We start from the raw sequence: 20,334 nt of genomic DNA, 5'->3' as shown, positions 1-20,334 counted from the left end.
TCCGAGTTCGCTTATGGAAACCTCTTCAGCACGAGAAGGGTTTCTAAGATATGGAGCAAAATAGCGAAGAAAACCGTACTGCTCCTGCAGCGCTTTGCGCTTCGTCGCAAAAGCTCGACCGAATGTTGTTCGGTCAAACTTTTCCTGCGGCTTAGCGACACGACCGATACACCGCAGGGAGCGCAGCGGACGAGGAGGATTGCGCGGGAGCCCGCTGGAAAGCAAAGCTGTTTTGCGGAATATCGACTACAAATAATATTTAATTCAACTTAAATAATCATTCATTTCCATCCCAATTGAGAAAAAAAGCAAGGAGCCCAGCCCCTTGCTTTTTCAACTTGCCGGATCAGCTGTCGAGTCCGAAATCCTTGACGAGCGATCCAAGGCCGCCCTGGTAGCCGCTTCCGATTGCATTAAATTTCCATTCGCCTCCGTGGCGGTATAATTCGCCAACGACGATGGCTGTTTCAATTGAAAAGTCTTCTCCCAGGTCGTAGCGGATCAATTCTTCATTCGTATCTTCGTTCAGAATGCGCACATAAGAATTGCTCACCTGGCCAAAATTCTGCGACCTTGCTTCACCATCATGGATGGTGATGGCGAAAGTCACTTTTTCAATAGCAGCAGGAATAGCGGAAAGGTTCACTTTCACCTGCTCGTCATCGCCTTCTCCTTCACCAGTGCGGTTATCGCCTGTGTGTTCAACAGCACCACCAGCACCAATCGTATTATTATAGAAAACGAAATCAGCTTCTGATGACGCTTTGCCGCTTGAATTCAAGAGGAAGACGGATGAATCCAGATCGAAGTCCTGTCCGCCGTCATATTTATTGGTGTCCCAGCCAAGTCCAACAACTACTTTTGATAAACCGGGATTGCTTTTCGTTAAATCCACTTTTTGACCTTTAGACAAATTGATTGCCATATCAAATCACTCCTTAAACGTATTTATTGGCGATAGAGCCAATATCAGAATCTGTGGTACCTTCACCAACTGCTGAGAATTTCCATTCACTGCCCTGACGATATAATTCGCCGGTGATCAACGAAGTTTTGCCTGAATAGTTTTCAGTCAGGTTATAATGCACCAATTCTTCTTTTGACTGATTGTCGACCAAACGGATAAAGGCATTTTCAATCATACCGAAATCCTGTTTCTTCTGTTTCGCATTGTAGATGTTCACAACGAAGATCAAACGGTGAATGGATGGTGAAATGCGCTTAAGGTCGATATTGATGGTTTCATCATCGCCTTCCCCTTCGCCGGTCAGGTTATCACCTGAATGCACGACGCTGCCGTCACGGCTTTGTTTGTTGCCGAAATAAATCAGGTTCTCTTTGCCCTTAAGCTTGCCGTTTTCATCAAGCATGATGACAGATGCGTCACAGTCGATATCCGCTCCGCCTCCGCCGCCTCCAAGAAGCGAGCTTAAGAAGCCACCGCTTTTCTTTGTTTCAATAGGATCCCATCCAAGACCGACCATTATGCTGGATAGAGAATCACGCCCTTTTGTCAAATCGATTTTCTGACCTTTTACTAAATTGATAGCCACCTTCAACACTCCTTCATCTTTACGTACTCTATTGTTAATACTATTTGTATATGGGGGAAATTTCAATTCTGAGGGTTGAGACAGCGCGAAAAGACACACTCTCTCCAAGCTTAAAGCTAGCATTTACCAAATTTCGTGTCAATGCGTTTAAGCGGAATTTTCTGAAAAATTTTCATTCAGGTGCCCTTCTTCCTCCATTCCCTTCTATTATACGTACAGATTCAGATAAAGTTTCATCTTCCTGGGGCCAAATGAGAGCTGTTTGGTTAATTTCATCTGCTTCTGTACACATATTTCCTCAGGATAAAGGGTATATATCCCAGAGTGATTCCATTTTCACACTGAAGGGAGAAGAGTCCATTCATGAAGCTTACCCATGTGACCGGCTGGACACGCACTGAAATAAATACCTCTTCCCTCTATGACTATGCAGAAGCTTAAATTATTGAATACCGAATTCACCCGCTTCCTCGTCGTCGGCGTCATCAATACAGTGAGCTATTATTCCATCTACCTGCTGCTGCATAACCTTTTTTCATTTCCATATCTGCTGGCGCATATCACCGGCTTCCTCATCAGCCTGAATGTGTCGTTTTTCCTGAACACCTACATTACATATAAAGTGAAACCCACTTTGAAGAAATACCTGTTCTTCCCTTTGACTCAAGTGGTCAATATGTCGGTATCCACCATTCTGATTTTCATATTCGTGGAATACCTGAATTTCAACAGCAATATCGCGCCATTTGCGGCAGTGATCTTCACTGTGCCCATCACTTTCATCATTTCAAGCAAAATCATGAAAGATCCCGTGCGCCAGAAATAAATGAAAAGACGGTGAACCCATGTTAACGAAATACCCCTTGCGCTTCCTTCTGCTGTACAGCTTCGTGCTGGCTATTTTAACCCACGGTGTTTTTCTCTACCAGTGGACACAAGGGCAGTATATGACCGGCATAAATGACGGCTTATCGCAGATGACTCCTTTCAAGCACCTTCTGTATGAGCAATACATCAGCGGGGAATTTTTCTATTCCTTCGATTTCGGGTTGGGAGCCGGCACTTTCAGTGAGCTGGCGTATTATTTTTCCACATCCATCGTTTTTCTGATCACCATCCCTTTTGTCTGGCTTATGGAAGTTACCGGCCTCATTCCGCAGTCCAGCGTTCTCTTTTGGGCCAATCTCGCTGTTTTTATCAGTGTCATCCGCCTGACATTTGTGCTGTTCATCACGGCACGCCTGTTCATGTATATGAAATTGGCTTATTGGCCATCGCTTCTCGGCGCTGCCGTTTACGGCGCGTCCGGCATGTATTTCCGCCACGCGGTCTACTGGGAATTCTTTGCCGATGCATTTCTGTGGCTCCCGCTGCTCATTCTTGGCATTGAAAAAATCTTCAGGGAACAAAAACCAGGCTGGTTTCTGGTCGCAGTCTCCATTTCATTTTTCGATAATTTCTATTTTGCCTACATCAATTTCCTGCTTGCCGGGATCTACATCCTGTTCAGGCTGTTCATCCCGCTTTCTGCCGGTGAACAGCACCGCAGAAAAAAGTTGAAAGACATGCTCATCAGTGGCATCATCGCTTTCGGCATCGGTGCAATTGCGTTCGTCCCTGCAGTTTACGCATATCTGAACAATCATCGCCCGGCATACGAGCAGGCCATTCCGATTTTCGGGCCGATCGATAATATTCTTTACACCAGCCGCTACATCCTTTTGCCGGCCTTATTCATGCTGTTCCTATTCATCTTCCGTTTTTACGGCAATAAAACATTTCGTCTTTTCGCCTTATTGGGAACAGCCGGTATCATCATGCATCTCAGTCCGTTCGTCAGCAGCGCCTTCAACGGTTTCTCTGCCCCCCAGTACCGCTGGGAATATTTCATTTCTTTCGCTGCCGGTGGCGCAATTGCAAGCGGACTCAGCATGCTCCGGAAAATTTCGCGCAGAAACCTCCTGGCCGCAGCAGGATTGACTATTGTCGTCTATTTAATCTATGCGCTCCTGGATCCGGCTTTGGAATTTGCGCTGCCTGATACCGGCATCATCCTTGGAGGCTTAGGACTGACGCTTGCTTTAGTATTTGCAGTTGTTTATACACGGAAACCGGTCGCCTTAAGATTACTGATTGCCGCATTGTTCTTATGGGTCATCGTCTACGCGAATTTCTATCAGCATGAAAAAATCCTGAAGATGGGTGATGTGTATCAAGTCTCTGAAGAATTGATGACAGGGGCAGAATACGATGACCGTGAAATCCGCGAGCTGCTGGAACAAATCCATGCCCGGGAAGACGGCGGGATGTATCGCATCGAATGGATGGAAGGCGTCCGCAATAACACACCTATCGTCCAGGATTTCCAGGGCTTGAGTGCATATTCGAGCATCTTGAACCAGAATCTCCTGTATTTCTATCTCTATGATATGGAAATCGATATGGAACGTGAAAGCGTCAGCCGTTATGCAACTCTCGGCAACCGTGCGAACCTGTTCAGCCTGGTGCGGGGCAAATACATTATCCGGCCTGCGGATGATACCAACACTCCCTTCGGTTTCAAGGAAATACTCTCTTCCGGGAATTACCTTGTTTACGAAAATGAAAACGTACTCCCTTTTGCCAGAGGTGCGACAAATGTATACCAGGAAACGGTATTGGATATGCATCCCCCTCTTGTCAGAGAACATGCGATATTGAATGGCATCGTACTGGACACGGAAGAAACCGGAAGCCCGGTGCAGCTGACAGGCGATATCACCTCGAAATTCAGCATCGAAGGAGTGCAGGCCGATTATGAAGATGGCATTTTGGAGGTGACCGGCGAAACGGGGGGCATCGACCTGATCTGGGAAGAGCCTTCAGAAACAGTCGAAGATCTCTATGTTTCATTCAAACTGATAAATACTGCAGAAAGCAGCGGATTTGACCTGACTGTCAACAATTACACGACATCCAGGAAAGCAAACGATTCAATTTACAAAACCTTTGTGGATGATCTGACCATCCGTGTACCCGCTGAGGAAAAGACCCGTATCAGAGTACCGGAAGGAAGGTATTATTTAACGGAGCTGCAGATGTTCAGTGAAAACTACGAAATTCTCCAAAGGGAAGCCGCTGAAACTTCCGGCGTCAAGGAATTGGAAATTGACGGCAGCCGTGTTGAGATCCTCTATGACAATACTGCAGGCGACGATTATCTATCAGCTGTCATCCCGTATGAAATCGGCTGGAGCGCTGAGGTGAACGGAGAAAAAACAGACGTGCTGAAAGCAAACTATGCGTTTGTCGGGGTACCGATCGAAGAAGGTGAAAACCGGATCATCTTTACGTATCGCCCGCCGTTCTTCATTCCTTCGCTGATAGTCAGTCTGCTGTCGATTTTAATCGGTGCCATCTGGATTTTCAGGTATCGCCGGCGTGTTTAGCGCAAAAACTAACGGGAATAGGAAAGTCATGAGATCAACTATTAGGAGGAATAAAAATGGCTAAAGATAAATACGAAAAAATCGATGATGCTATCGATCCGCAGGAACAGGGCAGACAGCCCGGATTCGAAGAAAATATGGCTCCCGAACCGATTTACGATGATAAAGACTATAAAGGTGCCGATAAACTGAAAGGCAAAACAGCTCTGATCACCGGCGGAGACAGCGGCATCGGCCGCGCCGTAGCGGTGGCATTCGCCAAAGAAGGTGCGAATGTGGCAATCGCTTATCTGGATGAACACGAAGATGCTGATGAAACGGTGAAAGCCGTGGAATCATACGGGGGGAAATGCCTTAAATTCGCCACCGACCTCAGCAAAGTTGAAAATTGCAATCAGCTGATCGTCGATGTGATCGGTGAATTCGGCCAATTGAATATCCTGGTGAACAATGCCGGAAAACAATTCCCGCAGGATGATTTCCTGAATATCTCCCAGGATCAGTTGATCGAAACATTTGAAACGAATATTTTCTCCATGTTCTATCTGACGCAGGCTGCAGTCCCTCACCTGCAAAAAGGCGATTCCATCATCAATACGTCTTCAGTCACTGCTTATCGGGGTTCACCGTCGCTCATCGATTATTCTGCGACAAAAGGCGCCATTACGGCCTTCACACGGTCATTGTCCGAAAATCTCATTGAATCGGGAATCCGTGTCAATTCCGTAGCCCCAGGCCCGATATGGACACCTTTGATCCCGTCCACTTTCGATGCAGAAAAAGTCGGGAAGCACGGCGGGGATACTCCGATGGAACGACGCGGCCAGCCTGCTGAATTGGCACCTGCATACGTATATCTGGCGTCGAAGGATTCGACATACGTCACCGGCCAGGCGATCCATGTAAATGGTGGAGACTTTATCACGTCATAATATCAATGCCCCTTCTTTATCAGAGGGGGCTTTTTTTGCTGCCAGCTGATTCATTTGCCTGAAAATAGGTATACTGCAACTAATAAAAATTTTCTGGAGGTGATTCAGATGAAGTATATGGAGGCATTGCTTATTAAATTTGCCATGATTTTCTCAGTCCTTTTCATCATTCTCGGGCTTGTATACGGCGTCGGTGTCTTCGACTTATTTATCCTGAGCCTGATCACTACCATTGTTGGATTTGCGGGAGACCTGACCATCTATCCGAAAACATCCAACCGGGTCGCAACCGGCGGAGATTTTGTGGCAGTGTTCCTATTAGTATGGCTGCTCGGCATGTGGCTGATTGAAAACCCCGATTTCTCACTCATCACAGCTGCTCTTATAACAGCTGCCCTTGTGGCAGTGGGTGAATGGTTCTTCCATATCTATCTGACAAAACGTGTATGGGAACAAAAGGAAACTTCTCATACGCCGGAGACCGATGAGCCAAGGAGAATGTAAAAGTATGATGTGAACCCCCCGGAGCATTTGCTTCGGGGGGTTCATGTTTCTGGAACCGGTGCAAAAAATCGCACTTTCTTCATCTCGCTATAATGGGCAATCGGCTTTTGCCCCCTGAAATCCACTCCGAGATACGGAGCCATTGTATTGCCTGTAATCTCCCCTTTTACGTATTTGAGATTCCAGGGATCGTGGGCAATATCCACCCGCAACAGCCGTTTGCCTGGTTTTGTCCAAAGGCAATAACGTTCTGTCAGCCACTTTTCAAGTGGTGATGAAACCACAGGATAAGGAATAATTCTATAGTTCATAGAGATTTTTTCTTTCGGAACCTCTTTCTCGGTAAGGCGGCTTTCAAAGAAGATTCCGTTGCTTTTTTTCTTAAGTGACATAGCAGCATGCCGGTAAGGCAGGAATCCACTGAATGACGCAAGTTCTACAGCGGATTTACTGTTTGCATCCAAACTGAAAAAATAAACGCCGGATCTTCCTTTACAGCGCACATAAGTCCTGACGTTTATTTCCAGAAAATTCGCAGGTCCTGGTATCGGCGGCAAAAAACGCAGCCTTGTTTCCTCTGCTCTGAACGGAACAATGCCGATCCACGCTTGATTGTCATAAAGGTCCAGTTCCAGCCCGTCTGGAATATACCGCCGGATTTTTCCCGGATCAGCCGGCCAGTGAAGAAAAAGCAAGTCCCGCCATGCCTGCGTCATGACCCATGGTTCAGCTGCCATAAAATCATCCTCCATTAGAAAAGAGCCCCTTTCGAGAGAAAGAGGCCCGGTCTACTTTTATTCATTTTCACCCGGCAATGTATTATGTGCTTCAGGAGGTGCCGGTTTTAATACCGGAACTCCGCCTGCCGGTTTGGTTTCGCCCACTGTGAACGGGTGGCCGTCCGGTGCAGGATTTTTCAGGAAATCAAGCTGTGATGCCGTGCTGTCTGCATTCGGATAATAAACATGCGAGAACTCTGACGCTTCCCATTCAGGCGGCACTGTTGAAGGAACAATGACGCCTTCCTTCGCTTCCATCTCTGCGATGGCTGCCAACCACTGATTTTGGTGCATGGTGTCCCGTGCAATCAGGAATGAGAACATATCTTTGACGCCGCGGTCATCCGTCATGCTGTAGAGGCGTGCTACCTGTAGACGCCCCTGGGACTCTGCGTTGACGTTCGCACGGAAATCGGCCAATAAGTTACCGCTGGCAACAATATATCCGGCATTCCAAGGGACGCCGTTGCTGTCTTTTGGAGATGCTCCCAAACCATGGACGATCGCATGCTGCGGATTCATACCGCCCATGATAGCGCCGACGATTGGATCTTTTGCCGCTTTCTCCTGTTCATAAACAGGTGCACCTTCAAGCAATCTGGCCACTAATGTAGCAAGCATTTCGATATGTCCAAGTTCCTGGGTTCCCGTATCCATCAATAAGTCTTTGTATTTTTCATTGCCGCGCGTACCCCAGCCCTGGAATAAATACTGCATCGCTACACTCATTTCACCGAATTGCCCACCGATCAGTTCCTGCACCTGTTTCGCAAAAACCGGATCTGCAGCTTCCGGTTTAGCATGATATTGAAGTTCTTTACTGTGGAAAAACATTAGCATACACTCCTGTCAGAATTAGCTGTTATCGGAATCGATTTTTCCTTTACTGCTACCTGTACTGTCTGACGGATGGCCTCCGTCGTAATCGGAGTCATTGCCGCCTTGATTGAATGAAGCCGTATCAATTTCGTCTTTGCCATGCTGCCGTCTGGCATATTCTTCACCATGTTTATCATGGCTCTCACTGTCTGACGGATGTCCACCGTCATAGTCGGAATCATTTCCTCCGGCATTCGCATCTTGCCCGCCGGATGATTCGTTGTCTACGTTTTGTTCCACCCTCTCTGGATCGAGGTTGCGGTCATCTTTTTTCTCCGTCATTACAGCCTCCTCCTTCAAAAACTTTACATACACCTTTTGATTACCCCGATGACAAAAATAAAAACATAGATATCTGATTATATAATGGGAACCTGATACTTATTTGATTGCCTGCCGTCTTCCCCTTCCCTTCACTTTACAAGGACAGTGTTTCAGTATCCCGGTGAAGGGTAAATGAACAAATAGACAATTTAAAAGTTGAGGAGGAAGGAACTATGGCAAAAGTGCTGGCTGTTTTGTCCGGCGGATATACGGATGAAGAAAACAATTACGTTACGGGATGGTGGGCGGAGGAGTTATTCGCTCCTGCCATGGAACTCGAAAAAGAAGGACATACGGTGGGATTGGCTTCTTTGCTTGGCGGTAAACCCGTTGTTGACCCGCTCAGCATCTCAAAAGATTATGACCCGGAAGGAAAATACAAGAAACTGTACGAATCCGGGATCGCTGATAAAACCACTCCGCTGGTGGATGTTAAAGCTAGCGACTACGATGCGATTTTCATCGTCGGTGGCCACGGTGCGATGTTCGACCTTGCAAAAAACGCAGATCTTCATAATATGATCAATATCGTTTACGAACTTGGCGGCATCATATCTGCCGTCTGTCATGGCCCTGCCCCGCTTGTTTTCACAAAGACGAAAGAAGGCCGTCCGCTGCTTGAAGGACTGGATGTGACGGGTTACCCGAATGATCAGGAACCTGAAGAAGTGCGGGGGCTGCTGCCTTTCAGTCTGGAAGATGAACTTTCGAAAGTCGGAAATTATTCCAAATCAGAAGATCAGGATCAATTCGTCGTATGGGCGAACGAGAGAATCCTGACGGGCCGCGATCCCCAATCATCCGAACTGTTCGGCAAGGAGCTGGCTAAAGCTTTGACCCGCCGCGAACTGGAACAGGAAGAAAAGTATTTTGATTAATCAGCTCTTCAACGGGTATAGAAGGAGTAAAGATGACGAAGAGGAGGGGTAACTTATGAACGATAAAGATAAAAACACAAACGAGCCACAGGAACGCGAAGATTATATGAGGAAAAGCACTGACAATCTGGGCAGTCCCCCTGAAAGAAAAGAAGGACTCCAGGAACCGCGAGTAAAGGAAATGAATAAAATCAAAGTCGGTGTAGCCGTCTTCGTTGTCATCGTTCTGATTATTCTGGTACTCGGTATCGCATTCGACCTATTCGGATTGATGAACTGACAATAGATTCACTCAAGCTTCATGAAGAAAAAAAGAACTCCCGGTGGGGAGTTCTTTTTTTCTGTTCAAATTCGATTTTACAAGCCTTCTGCAAGTACCACTTGTGCTTCCATCAATTCAGATTCCCGGTAATATTTAATCGTGATCGTATCGCCGACTTCCGCTTTGGTATACAGGTATTGGCGCAGTTCGAGAACGGATGTGATGTCATCTTCTCCCATGCCGACAATAACGTCAGCCCGCTGAAGACCCGCAGTTTCTGCGCCAGAGCCTTCAGCGACAGAAGATACGATAACCCCTTCCTTCACTTCGGCCGGCAAGTTCAATTCGTTTTGCTGGATCTGGACGGGTACACTCTGCAGATCCATAATGGATACTCCCAGTGTCGGCCGTTCAACTTCACCTTTTGCTTCTAAATCCTCAATGATCGGAATCGCGGAATTGATCGGAATCGCCAAACCGATTCCCTCAACCGAATCCCGGGCAATCTTCATCGAGTTGATGCCGATCAACTGGCCGGCGCTGTTAATGAGAGCGCCCCCACTGTTGCCGGGGTTGATGGCTGCATCCGTCTGCAGGACTTCTGCCTGCCAATCTTCCGTGCCATCGTTATTGATATCAATTGGGATTGACCGTTCTGTTCCCGAAATGACACCCGTTGTCACCGATCCCGAAAATTGCAGGCCTAGTGGATTCCCGATGGCAATGACCGGCTCTCCCGCTTTCAAAACGGAGGAATCTCCGAATTCAGCCACTGCTTCAATCCCGGATGAAGCTGTTTTCAAAACAGCCAAATCGGTCCAGACATCTGTCCCCAATACCTCCGCATCCAGTTCGGTGCCGTCCGTCAGTGTGACGGCCACTTGATCGGCCCCTTCCACAACGTGGTTATTCGTGACGATATACGCTGAATCTCCATCGATCTTATAGACGACGCCAGAACCTGCACCTGCTTCCTGCGGCTCGCCGCTTGTACTTTGGCTGAACGGATTTTGCCGCGCCGCCTGCAGATTGGATACGCCGACCACTGCTTCTGAAGTTGCGTCGACGATGTCCGTTACATCAGTAGTGGTTACAGTAGATACGTTTTTCACGCTACTGACATTTTCAACCTGCCGCGTTTCAATTGCGGACTCTTCTTCTGTGTCAGTAAATCCCGGCAGCACCACTCCAGCCAGCAAGGCACCGGCAAGCACCCCCGCGAACCCTGAAACGAAATTCCCTTTGCTCTTCTTCTTTGGTTCGGATGAATTATAATAGCCCATATTTTATTCCTCCCGGATTTTGTTTTAGCATACTGTTAACATGAGGCAGGAAAAGCATTTTCCCTTACCGATACCTAAACAATACCAGGCAAATATGAACAAATTATGACCAGTGCTTTACCGAATGAAGAACTTTTCAAAAAAAAACAACGGCGGATAAATTCGCCGTTGCTTCATTGTTCGACAGGGAATCGGATAGTGAACGCAGTCCCTTTTCCTTTCTCGCTTTCCACTTCTATATCGCCGCCATGAAGTTCGACCAATTGTTTGACGATCGACAGGCCGAGGCCGAACTGGCCGCTTCCTCTGGACACATCGGATTTGAAAAATCTGCGCCAGATCAAATCGATTTCCTCCACATCAATGCCGGATCCCGTGTCTTCCACCCGGATCACCGAATAGCCAGCTTCTGTATAAGCCGACAAGCGGATCTCTCCGTTCTCCGTGAATTGGATACTGTTTTTGACGATATTCGTCAGCACCTGGATCATTCGGTCCATGTCCACATGGACTTGCTGCCTCGGCTCTGCAGTGATGTGGATCACATTGCCTTTTTCGGCAGCCTGGAAATCCATCTGTTCCTTGATGATTTCCAGCAGTTCCTGCGTTTCCACCGTCTCCTTCAGTAAAGTCACCTGATTCGACCGGATTTTTTCATAATCCAAATTTTCATTGACCAGCCGCATCAGCCTTTTTGTTTCCTCACTTACAAGGTTCATGCCTCTTTCGCGCTGCTCCTCTTCGATCATATTGGTCCGGAGCCCTTCAATCACCCCGGCGATCGCCGTCAATGGCGTCCTCATCTCATGAGATACATCGGCCATGAATTGCCGGCGCCGATTTTCAAGCCGCTCAATTTCTTCATTGGACTTATGCAGTTTCGTCGTCATATTGTTAAAGTCCCTGGCCAGGTCGCCGAATTCATCCCTGCCGGATTCAGGCAGTTTCACATCGTAATTCCCTTCGCTGACCATGGCTGTCGCCTTGCGCATCCTCTGCAGCCGGCTGACATGCAGCTTCGACAGCAGATAGCTGAGTAGAAGCGCAATCAAAAGAGCAGCCAGCATAGCTGTCAGCAAGGTCCGGTTCAATTCGGAGATCATTTCACTTGTTCCGCTGACAGGAGACGCGAGCAATACTCCCCCAGCGAGACGGTTGTCTGCAACATAAGGCAGCGCCACGAATGTGACCGTGTCTTCAAAACGCTCCACATCCCGGTTGACCACCAGCGTTTCGCCCCGTTCGATCACGTGCCACTCTTCCCGTGTCAACGCGACCGGCGGAAACGCTTCCGATATTGGATAAAGGATACGGCTTTGCTGGTCGAAGACGATGAAATTGATATTCTGCGCCTGCAGGATCGAAACATATTGCTCCAGATTGGCTGCCGGCCGTGGACCTTCCAGCTCGGTAAGGATCTGCTGCCCGTAACTTTCCAGCTCCTGAACTTTATCTTCATATGCGAAATCCTGGACAAAACGGACAAACAGCAAACTGAGGATCAAAAAAGAAATCAGAAGAATGCTGAGGTGGCTGCCCATCAATTGATAAAAATAATTAATCCGCCTGTTCTTCAAATTTATAGCCAACTCCCCAAACCGTATGGAAGTACTTTTCACCGCCGGTTATTTTCTTTCGGATCCGCTTGATATGGACATCTACCGTCCGTTCGTCCCCGTAAAACTGATAGCCCCAAACCCTTTCAAGCAATTGCTCGCGGCTGAATACCTGTTTGGGATGCTGGAGAAGAAAAAGAAGCAGATCATATTCTTTCGGGGTAAGATTAGTGACGGGTGCACCATCTTTTTGAACTTCCCTCGTCGTTTTGTTTATCGTGAAATGGGCTGTCTGGATTTCGTCCTCATTCCTCTCCTCTTTCCGGGACCGCCTCGTGACTGCTTTGATCCGCGCCATCAGCGTCAGCGGACTGAAAGGCTTCGTGACATAATCATCTGCCCCCATCTCAAAGCCGATTACTTGGTCGGAATCGGTGTCTTTTGCGGTCAGCATGATAATCGGCACCTGATCCCCCTGTTCACGTATTTTCCGGCAAAGCGCTATTCCGTCCATCCCCGGCAGCATCCAATCGAGGATCAGCAGATCATAGCTGTTTTGCTGATATTTATCGAATCCTTCATTGCCGTCATAAGCAAAATCACCCGTGATTCCTTCTTTCGAAAAAAATAACTCCAGCATCGTACTAACACTTGGATTGTCCTCGACAACTAGAATATGCATCTCCTGCCTCCTCTCCTGATGGCTGTGACGCAAAAAGCCGCTCAAGGGTGAGCGGCTTGGATTGTCAGGCCTTCGTCGCCTTTTGCTTATATTTATTGAATAGGTCACCGATCAGGTCATAATCGATGGCAATATCGTTTTCGTAAGAATATTTCACCCCATAGCCGAGTGCCACGGTCATCGCTGTCGCAACAGTTCCACCGATAATGGACCCTGCACCGGGAATGAACTTCAGTGCCTGCCTGTAAATGGTATGCCCCACTGTCTGCGTAGCCGTGATGACGATCATGTCTTTCGCCGCTTTTTTGGTCAACGGTTTATCGTAGAGCTTCGAAAGTTTGATGATCAGACCTACCTGGAGGGACGTCAGCGGCACAACATCGGATCCCGGGATCGGGGAGGCTCCGATGATGCCGGCGGAAACTCCCGCACCGACGATCCATCTGGTGGCAGCGGCCGACTTCTCTTTCATGCTTTTAGCGAAAAGCAGGTCTTTACCCTTTTTTTCAAGGATCACCAGGATTTCGCGCTTCAAATCTTCCAGGTTTTCGCCTGTTTTTGAAGAAATCGGGATCACTTTGTATTTATGGTTGGTATGGCTCTTCACGAATTGGATCAAAGAAGGGATATTTTCTGCAGCGTCTATTTTGTTCAAGACGATCAGAATGTCTTTGTTGTTCTTTTCGATAGCAGAGAATTTCTCTTTTTCGCTGTCAGAAAATACGGTCCCTGCCGCATTCAGGAAGAATAGCACAACATCTGATTTCTGCACGAATTCCAGCGTCTTTTTCGGATTCTCGTCATTGGGGTCATTCAGACCCGGCGTGTCCATAAATTTGATGTTCTCCAGCCCGCGCATATTATACGGATCGACACTGACAGTTTCACCCGGCATCGGGTTCGTGCTGGCAATATCTTCGCCAATGATTCTGTTCACTGTAGATGATTTACCGGCATTCACTTCACCGATCAGGGAAATCAGCAATTCTTTCTCAAGAGTATCGTTCACTTTTTTCATTTCATCCTCGAACATTTTGTTCATCGCCTGCATAATTTCGTCTTCGAACTTTTTCACCAAATCCAGTCGCCCCCTTAGAGAATATCTGCTTCCATTATAATCAATTCCCGTCTTTCTAACTATTCTAACGCTATGAATAAAATATAACATACAGGGAATAACAGGGATGAACCGAAAAAAAGGAGTGTTCGTATGCAGAATTTGAAAGCTTTATTTCTTAATGCCTCGTTAAAAAGCACTTCAGACCCTTCCCATACGGAAGGGTTCATGGAAGATGTAAAGTTCCACTATAATCAGCTTGGTGTGGAATCCGAAATTATCAGGCTGGCGGATTACAAGATCGCCCATGGTGTGCAGGAAGACATGGGCGATGGCGACGAATGGCCGCAGATTTTAGAAAAGGTGATGGCAGCTGACATCCTGATCATCGGCACCCCGATCTGGCTCGGTGAAAAGAGTTCGCTTTGCACGCAGGCAATCGAGCGGTTATATGGCAGCAGCAGCGTCACCAATGACAAAGGACAGGCCGTTTTCTACAATAAGGTCGGCGGAGCTGTCGTGACCGGCAATGAAGACGGCGCCAAGCATTCTGCCTCAGAAATCCTTTACAGCCTTTCGCATATCGGCTTCACCGTCCCCCCGAATGTTGATGCATATTGGGTGGGTGAAGCAGGTCCGGGTGACTCCTACATGGACGCCGGCAGGGACAATGACTTTACGAAGTCCACCATTGAACGGCTGGCTTATAACACATACCATTTCGCAGGGCTGCTGAAAAACAACCCGATTCCTGCCGAAGGCAATACATTGGAATAGAAAAAAGCCCGGAACGCAGGTTCCGGGCTCATTTTCATTTCCACATTCTTTTTATTGAAGCCTCTTCGCCTTCAATCACCAGAACATAGACGTCGGGATTCGATAACGCCTTCCATTCTTCAAAGCCGTAAGCTTCCTCGAATTTCTTCAGCAATAACCCCATCATATTCCCATGGGTCACCAGCACCGCATGATCAGGGGCTTCATCCAAAACCGCCGCGCCTCTTTTCGCTGCTTCCCTGGCCGACTCTCCACCTTCAAATTTCAAATCGAAATCATTGAAGGATTGCTCCAGCTTTTCCATCCAATCCGGCAAGTCTTCTGTACTGAGCACCCGCTCTGCCAGCCTGTCATCGATCTGGACCGGCAACTCACGTGAGGCGGACAGCGGCTCAATGGACTGGATGGCGCGTGTAAAAGGACTGCTGATGATATGGCTGATTTCGATTTCTTTGAAAAAAGCAGTCAGCGTTTCAGCCTGTTGCCTGCCTTCCGCTGTCAATTCAGCGTCAGGAGCCTGGCCCGCCGCTTTGCAATGCCTGATCAAATAGAGTGTTTTCTGCATAAATCCATCTCCTTCTATTGAATAAACTTGATTTTTTTCGATAATTTGTCCATTCCATAGTAGCATAGAAGAAGACACCTGTTTATCGCCAAAAGAGGAGGAGCAGAAATGGGGCATACCGTAAATGTCAAAGGCATCGAAGTGGATCCAGAAACGCGCTGCCGCCATTACCATTCGGAAATCGACCGGATTGCCATCAAATTTTATTGCTGCGGAGAATATTTCCCATGTTTCGAATGTCACCAGGCTGCCGGCTGCGGCAACCATCAGGTTTGGCCGACAGCATCTTTTAATCAGAAAGCTGTGCTCTGCGGGTCATGCGGCTACGAACTTACTGTAGAAGAGTATTTGAGCTGCAAATCCTCATGCCCCAATTGCTCAGCTGCTTTCAACCCCGGCTGCAGCATTCACAAACACCTTTATTTCGCATAAAAAATAGCACAGGGCACTGTCGCCCCGTGCTATTTTTCTATTCTCATGCACATGACGATCTGTTCACCGCTAGTGCGCATGAATCGTCTGCCTGTATCTTCAAATCCAACTTTTTCAAACAGCCGCTTTGCCGGTTTATTCCTTGCATTCACCCCGAGGACGACTTCATCAAAATCCGGGAATTCGCGTCGGATAAAATCCTGCAGGGCATAAATGGAGCCGGTCGCAATTCCCCGGCCCTGGTATTTCGGATTTACTGAAAACCCTCTGAGCAGAAGGGCAGCCGGATTATTGGAATACCTCTCCCGATCATCCGACTCATCGAGCTCCAGGAAACCGGCGACTTCATTGCGCACATTAATGATGACGAAATGCTTCAGCGGATTTTCCCGATCACGTTTAATGATGTCTTGCGGCAATCCTGAAAATTCCAGCTGTTCCCTTGGCAATTCATATTGCACTGAAATTTTCGGGTTATATAAACTCAGGGAAATTTCATTTTTGTTGATCACACCGTTCCCCCCATGAAAAAATTTTTTATTCCTTCACTAACGTCACCGATACAATTTCCGGCCGATTCAGAATCCTCAGCGGGAATCCGCTGTTTCCAAGACCTCGGCTGACGACAAGCTGTGTATTTTCTTCTTTGAAAACACCTTTCGTCATTTCAGGGAACCATCCTTGGCCCGGCGCAAAAACCCCACCGATTCCCGGAATACGGACCTGTCCCCCATGGGCATGCCCAGAGAAAACGACATCGATTCCATTTTCCACATAGACATCGAATTGCTCCGGCCGATGGGCAAGGAGCAAAGTAAAGTCATCCGACAGCGCACTCTCCGCTATAGCGCCTCTCGTGTATTCTTCTTCTCCCCTGTAATTGCTCATCAAAGGATCATGGATACCCGCAATCTGCACCGTTTCTCCTTCCATTGTCCAGTCCACAGCTTCGTTTTCCAGATAAATGACCCCTCGATCGGTAAGTGCCTGCCTGATTTCATCCAATCGGTTTATCGAAATTTCATGATTGCCTGTAACGAAATAAACATCGGCAATTTCAACCAGCGCGTCGACCAGTGTCAAAGCAGGTTCAAGGTCGTATCGATTGCTGTCTATCAAATCCCCCGTGATGAATATGACGTCCGGCTGTTCTTTCTGCACCTTTTCAATCAGCGGCTTCTGCCGATCGCCAAATGTCGCATTGTGCAGATCGGATACCTGCATGATTTTCTTGCCGTCAAAAGCAGCTGGCAGTTCTTCAGAGGAAACGGTATATTCAGTTGTTTGGATCCAATTATTGCTTCCCCATATAAAAATCCAGACCACCGCTGCAAATAGGGCAAGACCTAACAATTTTTTCATCTTCATCAACCTACTATTCTATTCGGATCAAATCTATCGGTGTAATAATCCCTGTTAAATTTTCGTCTTTCCTGCCGGTCCGCGTAATGAGCAATGCTTCCAGCTTACGGCCGGATGCCACCGAATCCCTGAAAATCTCCTCCGCTTCATATACAGGTGTATTTGACGCTATAAAACGGTATGTGTTCCCGTTTTTCTCATATTCCATGATATCTCGCATCGTTGTTATTTCCCGGGAAATATGATCATCTTCAGCTGTGGACGCCAGCCATCTCATTATACCATTCGCTGTAAGGAGACCTGAAAATTCTGCCCCGTCATAGATCGGGATGTGCTTGAAATTCCTGTCCCTCACCATACGTAATACTTCTTTCAATGTATCTTCCAAACGAACCGTATGTACTTCCCGTGCGAATAAAGTCCCTACAGTAACAGGTGTGGATAAAAGTTTCTCTATCTGCTCGATCAATTCCACAATTTCCGGATGCGGTTCAGCAATGACGTATTCCGTTTCCGTACGATGATGGACAATCGCATTGCGGAGATCTCCGAATTCACGGAGTTCGTCTTCAAACTTCCGGATAGTGGCGTGTTCTTTTTTCGACAGATCGATGGCCTTAAAAAAGCTGACATGATCTTTCCGGTCGATGAGGCTTTTCATTTTTTTTTCAATTTTATTGAATGCCGATAAAAAACGCTCTGAATTTTGCCTATCCATTGTATCCACCACCTTCAGATACTGCAATCTCGATTTTTAACCGATCAGGATCTTCCATGAAAACAGCATATGTTTCTTCGCCTCCGGCATAAGGATGGCGATCTTCATAAAGTATCTTCACATTCGATTGTCGCATCTGCTGTGTAATCATGTCCACTTCGGCGGTCGATGATGCGTGGAACGCCAGGTGGTTCAAACCCACAGCTTTCCTGTGATAGCCGGCTTCGAGAAATTCGGGCACAGTCTGGACAAAAACAAGATATTGTTTTTCTTTTCTGTAACTGAAACCTTCCGACCAGTCCTGAAACAATCTGTAGCCGAGCAGTGGAAATAATTGATCGTAGAACTGTCTGGAAACGTTCAGGTCCGATACATTCAATTCGATATGATGGATCATTTGCTCATCTCTCCTTTTTCATTTCAGGACTTACCGGAACTTGGATCAGACTTTCGTTGACGCCGCCTTTTTCGCAGAAAAGTAAATCCCCAGTGCCACCAGCCCGATGATCAATAGAACCGATATCCCTGCCGACCACCAAAAGTCCGAGGCAACAGGTCCGCCGCCGAACCAGGCAGCAGCATAAGCCGGCAATTTCAACGGGGAGACCGTCCAATATGTACCCAGCAGCCCATCGACAATCTGGCTGACGAAAAGCACTGCAAGCGACGCCGCTGCAGCTGCTCCGGCATTCGGCGAAACAGCGCTGGCAGCCAGAACGACCGAAACCACCACGATTATCCAAAGGCTGTATGTTGCAATGAACTGAACGAAATTCAATAAATCTATGCTGACGAAAAGCAGATATGTATAATAATAGCCAGCCAGCAATCCCAGCCATACACTGAGCAGGGCAATAATTGATGCCATGGCCCATTTACTCAGGAAATACGCGCGGAATGATAATGGACGTGCATATAGAAGCGTCGCAGTTCCATTCCGCCGCTCTCCGGCGATGGTCCCCATATAGGCCAACGTCAGGATCAGCAATCCGATCAGCTGATATTGCCCGATAACTGCAGACAGGATCTGCTCCGGTTCAGGCACCGGAAATTCCAGCACCGTACCTTCCGGAAGATTCCCCATTGAATCAAGGATCTGCGGCAGAAAATAATTACTGACCGGTTCCATGATGCCAAACAGGATAAAAACTGCCGGTATCCAGAATAATTTATAATTCCTCAGATTTTCGCGCCATTCTTTTTTCATCAATATCCCGAATTGATTCATCGTTCGCCCGCCACCTTCAGGAAAATTTCTTCCAATGAAGCATTTTGCTTTTCAACCCCAGCGATTCCGGTATCATTATCTGCCAGGACAGCCAGCACCTGCTGCATGGTCGGACCCGCGTCCGTAAACGGGATCTGGATGATGTTCCTGTCTCTATCCATTTGCCACAGCTGGCGCTTTTCAAATATTGCCGCAGCCTCTTCCGTATCGAAACGCAGTTTGATCCGCGGTTCCGCATGACGGCTTTTGACTTCCGGAAGTGAGCCGTATTCGACCAGTTTGCCTTGTTTCAGAAATAATAATTGGTCTGTCATTTCTTCTGCATCATTCAATATATGGGTCGAGTACAGTATTGTCGTATCCTGCTGCAAAGATTTCAGCAGGTTCATGATTTCCCGTCTGCCTGTGGGATCCAGTGCAGAAACCGGTTCATCCAGTAATAATAACTTGGGCTGGTGCACAATGGCCTGCGCCAGTCCGAGCCGCTGTTTCATACCGCCGGAAAATGTGCCCGCCTTCTTATTCATGGCAGCTGACAATCCTACAAATTCAAGCGTTTTGATGGATTGCTTCCGCGCCTTCTTATTGTCGACCCCACTGATCTGCGCAGCCATTTCTGTAAATTCCAAAGCAGTCATCCACGGAAAAAATTGCGGATATTGCGGCAGAAAACCGACGCCTGACTGAAAATCCCTGCTGATCGACCCTTCCGTTTCCTTCAGCAGTCCCGCGATCATCGACAACGTCGTCGTTTTACCGGATCCGTTCGGCCCGATCAAGGCCGTAGCCGTCCCTTCTTGAAGGGAAAAGGAAACATGGTCGACCGCCAATGTGCCATCATAGGATTTCGTTAATTCTTTTACACTTAATAAGCTCAATAATTCCGCCTCCCGATGACAAAGTATAGAATCGGGCCGATGATATTCACAAAAATGATGACTGCGCCCCACATCCATTTTGGCCCATTGGTGTGCTTCGCTTTTATCAAGTCTATCATTGCAAAAATCATCAATCCCAATTGGATGAATAAAATCGGCAATAACAGCATGATCAATCTGGAAGTCTCCATTACAAATCCCCCTTTTGGTTTTTCTTTTTTCTGTATCTCTTTCTTACTACCAGTATATCGGATTTG

At 47.4% G+C, this 20,334-nt stretch carries 25 protein-coding genes; 8 read left to right on the top strand and 17 right to left on the bottom strand.

The annotated features are described in order from the left end of the window. Nucleotides 1-346: 346 nt before the first annotated feature. Both IQ294_RS00235 and IQ294_RS00230 read right to left on the bottom strand, forming a co-directional pair. Nucleotides 347-925 (bottom strand): TerD family protein, encoded by a 579-nt coding sequence (locus IQ294_RS00235; RefSeq protein ID WP_203332008.1) that lies wholly within the window; start codon nt 923-925, stop codon nt 347-349. 13 nt (nt 926-938) lie between these two features. Beyond that, the gene (locus tag IQ294_RS00230) at nt 939-1,553 is read right to left on the bottom strand and encodes a TerD family protein (RefSeq protein ID WP_203332007.1); all 615 of its coding nucleotides are present in this window, start codon (nt 1,551-1,553) and stop codon (nt 939-941) included. Between the two features lie 427 nt (nt 1,554-1,980). On the opposite strand from IQ294_RS00230, the gene IQ294_RS00225 reads away from it, so the two are divergent. From IQ294_RS00225 to IQ294_RS00210, 4 genes are all read left to right on the top strand, one after another. Beyond that, the gene (locus IQ294_RS00225; protein ID WP_203332006.1) at nt 1,981-2,379 is read left to right on the top strand and encodes a GtrA family protein; all 399 of its coding nucleotides are present in this window, start codon (nt 1,981-1,983) and stop codon (nt 2,377-2,379) included. Between the two features lie 19 nt (nt 2,380-2,398). Further along, entirely contained in the window at nt 2,399-4,981 is a 2,583-nt protein-coding gene (locus IQ294_RS00220) for a YfhO family protein (RefSeq protein WP_203332005.1), read from the top strand. Nucleotides 4,982-5,037: 56 nt separating this feature from the next. After that, nucleotides 5,038-5,913 (top strand): SDR family oxidoreductase, encoded by an 876-nt coding sequence (locus tag IQ294_RS00215; RefSeq protein ID WP_203332004.1) that lies wholly within the window; start codon nt 5,038-5,040, stop codon nt 5,911-5,913. Between the two features lie 108 nt (nt 5,914-6,021). Then, nucleotides 6,022-6,417, top strand: coding sequence for a DUF2512 family protein (locus IQ294_RS00210; protein ID WP_203332003.1), 396 nt, complete (start codon nt 6,022-6,024; stop codon nt 6,415-6,417). Nucleotides 6,418-6,458: 41 nt separating this feature from the next. On the opposite strand, the gene IQ294_RS00205 is transcribed toward IQ294_RS00210, so the two are convergent. Genes IQ294_RS00205 through IQ294_RS00195 form a run of 3 tightly spaced genes read right to left on the bottom strand, consistent with a single transcriptional unit; the run spans nt 6,459 to nt 8,357 of the window. Further along, a complete protein-coding gene (locus IQ294_RS00205) occupies nt 6,459-7,154 on the bottom strand; it encodes a YqjF family protein (protein WP_203332002.1) in 696 nt (231 codons plus the stop codon). Between the two features lie 57 nt (nt 7,155-7,211). Then, nucleotides 7,212-8,030: a manganese catalase gene (locus IQ294_RS00200; RefSeq protein WP_203332001.1), complete on the bottom strand. Its 819-nt coding sequence runs from the start codon at nt 8,028-8,030 to the stop codon at nt 7,212-7,214. 21 nt (nt 8,031-8,051) lie between these two features. Beyond that, nucleotides 8,052-8,357: a hypothetical protein gene (locus IQ294_RS00195; protein ID WP_203332000.1), complete on the bottom strand. Its 306-nt coding sequence runs from the start codon at nt 8,355-8,357 to the stop codon at nt 8,052-8,054. Nucleotides 8,358-8,572: 215 nt separating this feature from the next. Between IQ294_RS00195 and IQ294_RS00190 the strand changes: the two genes are divergently transcribed. Beyond that, nucleotides 8,573-9,277, top strand: a complete 705-nt coding sequence (locus IQ294_RS00190; protein WP_203331999.1) for a type 1 glutamine amidotransferase domain-containing protein — start codon at nt 8,573-8,575, stop codon at nt 9,275-9,277. A 55-nt stretch (nt 9,278-9,332) separates the two neighbouring features. Then, nucleotides 9,333-9,557: a hypothetical protein gene (locus tag IQ294_RS00185; protein WP_203331998.1), complete on the top strand. Its 225-nt coding sequence runs from the start codon at nt 9,333-9,335 to the stop codon at nt 9,555-9,557. Between the two features lie 77 nt (nt 9,558-9,634). Here IQ294_RS00185 and IQ294_RS00180 read toward each other — a convergent pair whose 3' ends face one another. The 4 genes from IQ294_RS00180 to IQ294_RS00165 form a co-directional block, all read right to left on the bottom strand. Continuing rightward, the gene (locus IQ294_RS00180; protein ID WP_203331997.1) at nt 9,635-10,822 is read right to left on the bottom strand and encodes a S1C family serine protease; all 1,188 of its coding nucleotides are present in this window, start codon (nt 10,820-10,822) and stop codon (nt 9,635-9,637) included. 173 nt (nt 10,823-10,995) lie between these two features. Next, complete coding sequence (locus tag IQ294_RS00175) at nt 10,996-12,399, bottom strand: sensor histidine kinase (protein ID WP_238942572.1); 1,404 nt, start codon at nt 12,397-12,399, stop codon at nt 10,996-10,998. Further along, nucleotides 12,380-13,060 carry a response regulator transcription factor gene (locus IQ294_RS00170; RefSeq protein ID WP_203331996.1) on the bottom strand — a complete coding sequence of 227 codons (681 nt, stop codon included), beginning with the start codon at nt 13,058-13,060 and terminating at the stop codon, nt 12,380-12,382. The genes IQ294_RS00175 and IQ294_RS00170 overlap by 20 nt, the downstream gene beginning before the upstream one ends. Before the next feature lie 64 nt (nt 13,061-13,124). Further along, nucleotides 13,125-14,138 (bottom strand): GTPase, encoded by a 1,014-nt coding sequence (locus tag IQ294_RS00165; protein WP_238942571.1) that lies wholly within the window; start codon nt 14,136-14,138, stop codon nt 13,125-13,127. 132 nt (nt 14,139-14,270) lie between these two features. Between IQ294_RS00165 and IQ294_RS00160 the strand changes: the two genes are divergently transcribed. Further along, entirely contained in the window at nt 14,271-14,894 is a 624-nt protein-coding gene (locus tag IQ294_RS00160; protein ID WP_284699710.1) for a flavodoxin family protein, read from the top strand. A 34-nt stretch (nt 14,895-14,928) separates the two neighbouring features. Here IQ294_RS00160 and IQ294_RS00155 read toward each other — a convergent pair whose 3' ends face one another. Continuing rightward, on the bottom strand, nt 14,929-15,459 hold the full coding sequence (locus IQ294_RS00155) for a histidine phosphatase family protein (protein ID WP_203331995.1): 531 nt from the start codon (nt 15,457-15,459) through the stop codon (nt 14,929-14,931). A 108-nt stretch (nt 15,460-15,567) separates the two neighbouring features. Between IQ294_RS00155 and IQ294_RS00150 the strand changes: the two genes are divergently transcribed. Next, nucleotides 15,568-15,891 carry a CHY zinc finger protein gene (locus IQ294_RS00150; RefSeq protein ID WP_203331994.1) on the top strand — a complete coding sequence of 108 codons (324 nt, stop codon included), beginning with the start codon at nt 15,568-15,570 and terminating at the stop codon, nt 15,889-15,891. A 29-nt stretch (nt 15,892-15,920) separates the two neighbouring features. Here IQ294_RS00150 and IQ294_RS00145 read toward each other — a convergent pair whose 3' ends face one another. The 7 genes from IQ294_RS00145 to IQ294_RS00115 are packed head-to-tail and all read right to left on the bottom strand — an operon-like array spanning nt 15,921 to nt 20,268. Continuing rightward, nucleotides 15,921-16,403, bottom strand: coding sequence for a GNAT family N-acetyltransferase (locus tag IQ294_RS00145; RefSeq protein WP_203331993.1), 483 nt, complete (start codon nt 16,401-16,403; stop codon nt 15,921-15,923). A 25-nt stretch (nt 16,404-16,428) separates the two neighbouring features. Beyond that, nucleotides 16,429-17,253, bottom strand: coding sequence for a metallophosphoesterase (locus IQ294_RS00140; RefSeq protein ID WP_203331992.1), 825 nt, complete (start codon nt 17,251-17,253; stop codon nt 16,429-16,431). A gap of 13 nt (nt 17,254-17,266) precedes the next feature. Further along, a complete protein-coding gene (locus IQ294_RS00135) occupies nt 17,267-17,971 on the bottom strand; it encodes a CBS domain-containing protein (RefSeq protein ID WP_203331991.1) in 705 nt (234 codons plus the stop codon). After that, nucleotides 17,964-18,368, bottom strand: a complete 405-nt coding sequence (locus tag IQ294_RS00130) for a VOC family protein (RefSeq protein ID WP_203331990.1) — start codon at nt 18,366-18,368, stop codon at nt 17,964-17,966. Before IQ294_RS00130 ends, IQ294_RS00135 begins: the two co-directional genes overlap by 8 nt. Before the next feature lie 45 nt (nt 18,369-18,413). Then, nucleotides 18,414-19,199, bottom strand: coding sequence for an ABC transporter permease (locus IQ294_RS00125; protein WP_203331989.1), 786 nt, complete (start codon nt 19,197-19,199; stop codon nt 18,414-18,416). Beyond that, complete coding sequence (locus tag IQ294_RS00120; protein WP_238942570.1) at nt 19,196-20,077, bottom strand: ABC transporter ATP-binding protein; 882 nt, start codon at nt 20,075-20,077, stop codon at nt 19,196-19,198. The genes IQ294_RS00125 and IQ294_RS00120 overlap by 4 nt, the downstream gene beginning before the upstream one ends. Next, nucleotides 20,074-20,268, bottom strand: coding sequence for a PLD nuclease N-terminal domain-containing protein (locus tag IQ294_RS00115; RefSeq protein ID WP_203331987.1), 195 nt, complete (start codon nt 20,266-20,268; stop codon nt 20,074-20,076). The genes IQ294_RS00120 and IQ294_RS00115 overlap by 4 nt, the downstream gene beginning before the upstream one ends. Nucleotides 20,269-20,334 lie beyond the last annotated feature (66 nt).

The organism is Planococcus beigongshangi, assembly GCF_016820495.1.
In the GTDB taxonomy this organism is placed as follows: Bacteria; Bacillota; Bacilli; order Bacillales_A; family Planococcaceae; genus Planococcus; species Planococcus beigongshangi.
The sequence above is the reverse complement of the archived record's forward strand: the minus strand, read 5'-3'. Positions and strand labels throughout refer to the sequence as shown.

Coding starts and splice junctions, on each gene's coding strand:
- IQ294_RS00210 (WP_203332003.1), top strand. CDS start 6,022: ATGAAGTATATGGAGGCATTGCTTATTAAATTTGCCATGATTTTCTCA.
- IQ294_RS00160 (WP_284699710.1), top strand. CDS start 14,271: ATGCAGAATTTGAAAGCTTTATTTCTTAATGCCTCGTTAAAAAGCACT.
- IQ294_RS00225 (WP_203332006.1), top strand. CDS start 1,981: ATGCAGAAGCTTAAATTATTGAATACCGAATTCACCCGCTTCCTCGTC.
- IQ294_RS00170 (WP_203331996.1), bottom strand. CDS start 13,060: ATGCATATTCTAGTTGTCGAGGACAATCCAAGTGTTAGTACGATGCTG.
- IQ294_RS00135 (WP_203331991.1), bottom strand. CDS start 17,971: ATGGATAGGCAAAATTCAGAGCGTTTTTTATCGGCATTCAATAAAATT.
- IQ294_RS00140 (WP_203331992.1), bottom strand. CDS start 17,253: ATGAAAAAATTGTTAGGTCTTGCCCTATTTGCAGCGGTGGTCTGGATT.
- IQ294_RS00215 (WP_203332004.1), top strand. CDS start 5,038: ATGGCTAAAGATAAATACGAAAAAATCGATGATGCTATCGATCCGCAG.
- IQ294_RS00190 (WP_203331999.1), top strand. CDS start 8,573: ATGGCAAAAGTGCTGGCTGTTTTGTCCGGCGGATATACGGATGAAGAA.
- IQ294_RS00220 (WP_203332005.1), top strand. CDS start 2,399: ATGTTAACGAAATACCCCTTGCGCTTCCTTCTGCTGTACAGCTTCGTG.
- IQ294_RS00195 (WP_203332000.1), bottom strand. CDS start 8,357: ATGACGGAGAAAAAAGATGACCGCAACCTCGATCCAGAGAGGGTGGAA.
- IQ294_RS00150 (WP_203331994.1), top strand. CDS start 15,568: ATGGGGCATACCGTAAATGTCAAAGGCATCGAAGTGGATCCAGAAACG.
- IQ294_RS00235 (WP_203332008.1), bottom strand. CDS start 925: ATGGCAATCAATTTGTCTAAAGGTCAAAAAGTGGATTTAACGAAAAGC.
- IQ294_RS00200 (WP_203332001.1), bottom strand. CDS start 8,030: ATGTTTTTCCACAGTAAAGAACTTCAATATCATGCTAAACCGGAAGCT.
- IQ294_RS00130 (WP_203331990.1), bottom strand. CDS start 18,368: ATGATCCATCATATCGAATTGAATGTATCGGACCTGAACGTTTCCAGA.
- IQ294_RS00115 (WP_203331987.1), bottom strand. CDS start 20,268: ATGGAGACTTCCAGATTGATCATGCTGTTATTGCCGATTTTATTCATC.
- IQ294_RS00125 (WP_203331989.1), bottom strand. CDS start 19,199: ATGAATCAATTCGGGATATTGATGAAAAAAGAATGGCGCGAAAATCTG.
- IQ294_RS00155 (WP_203331995.1), bottom strand. CDS start 15,459: ATGCAGAAAACACTCTATTTGATCAGGCATTGCAAAGCGGCGGGCCAG.
- IQ294_RS00205 (WP_203332002.1), bottom strand. CDS start 7,154: ATGGCAGCTGAACCATGGGTCATGACGCAGGCATGGCGGGACTTGCTT.
- IQ294_RS00185 (WP_203331998.1), top strand. CDS start 9,333: ATGAACGATAAAGATAAAAACACAAACGAGCCACAGGAACGCGAAGAT.
- IQ294_RS00180 (WP_203331997.1), bottom strand. CDS start 10,822: ATGGGCTATTATAATTCATCCGAACCAAAGAAGAAGAGCAAAGGGAAT.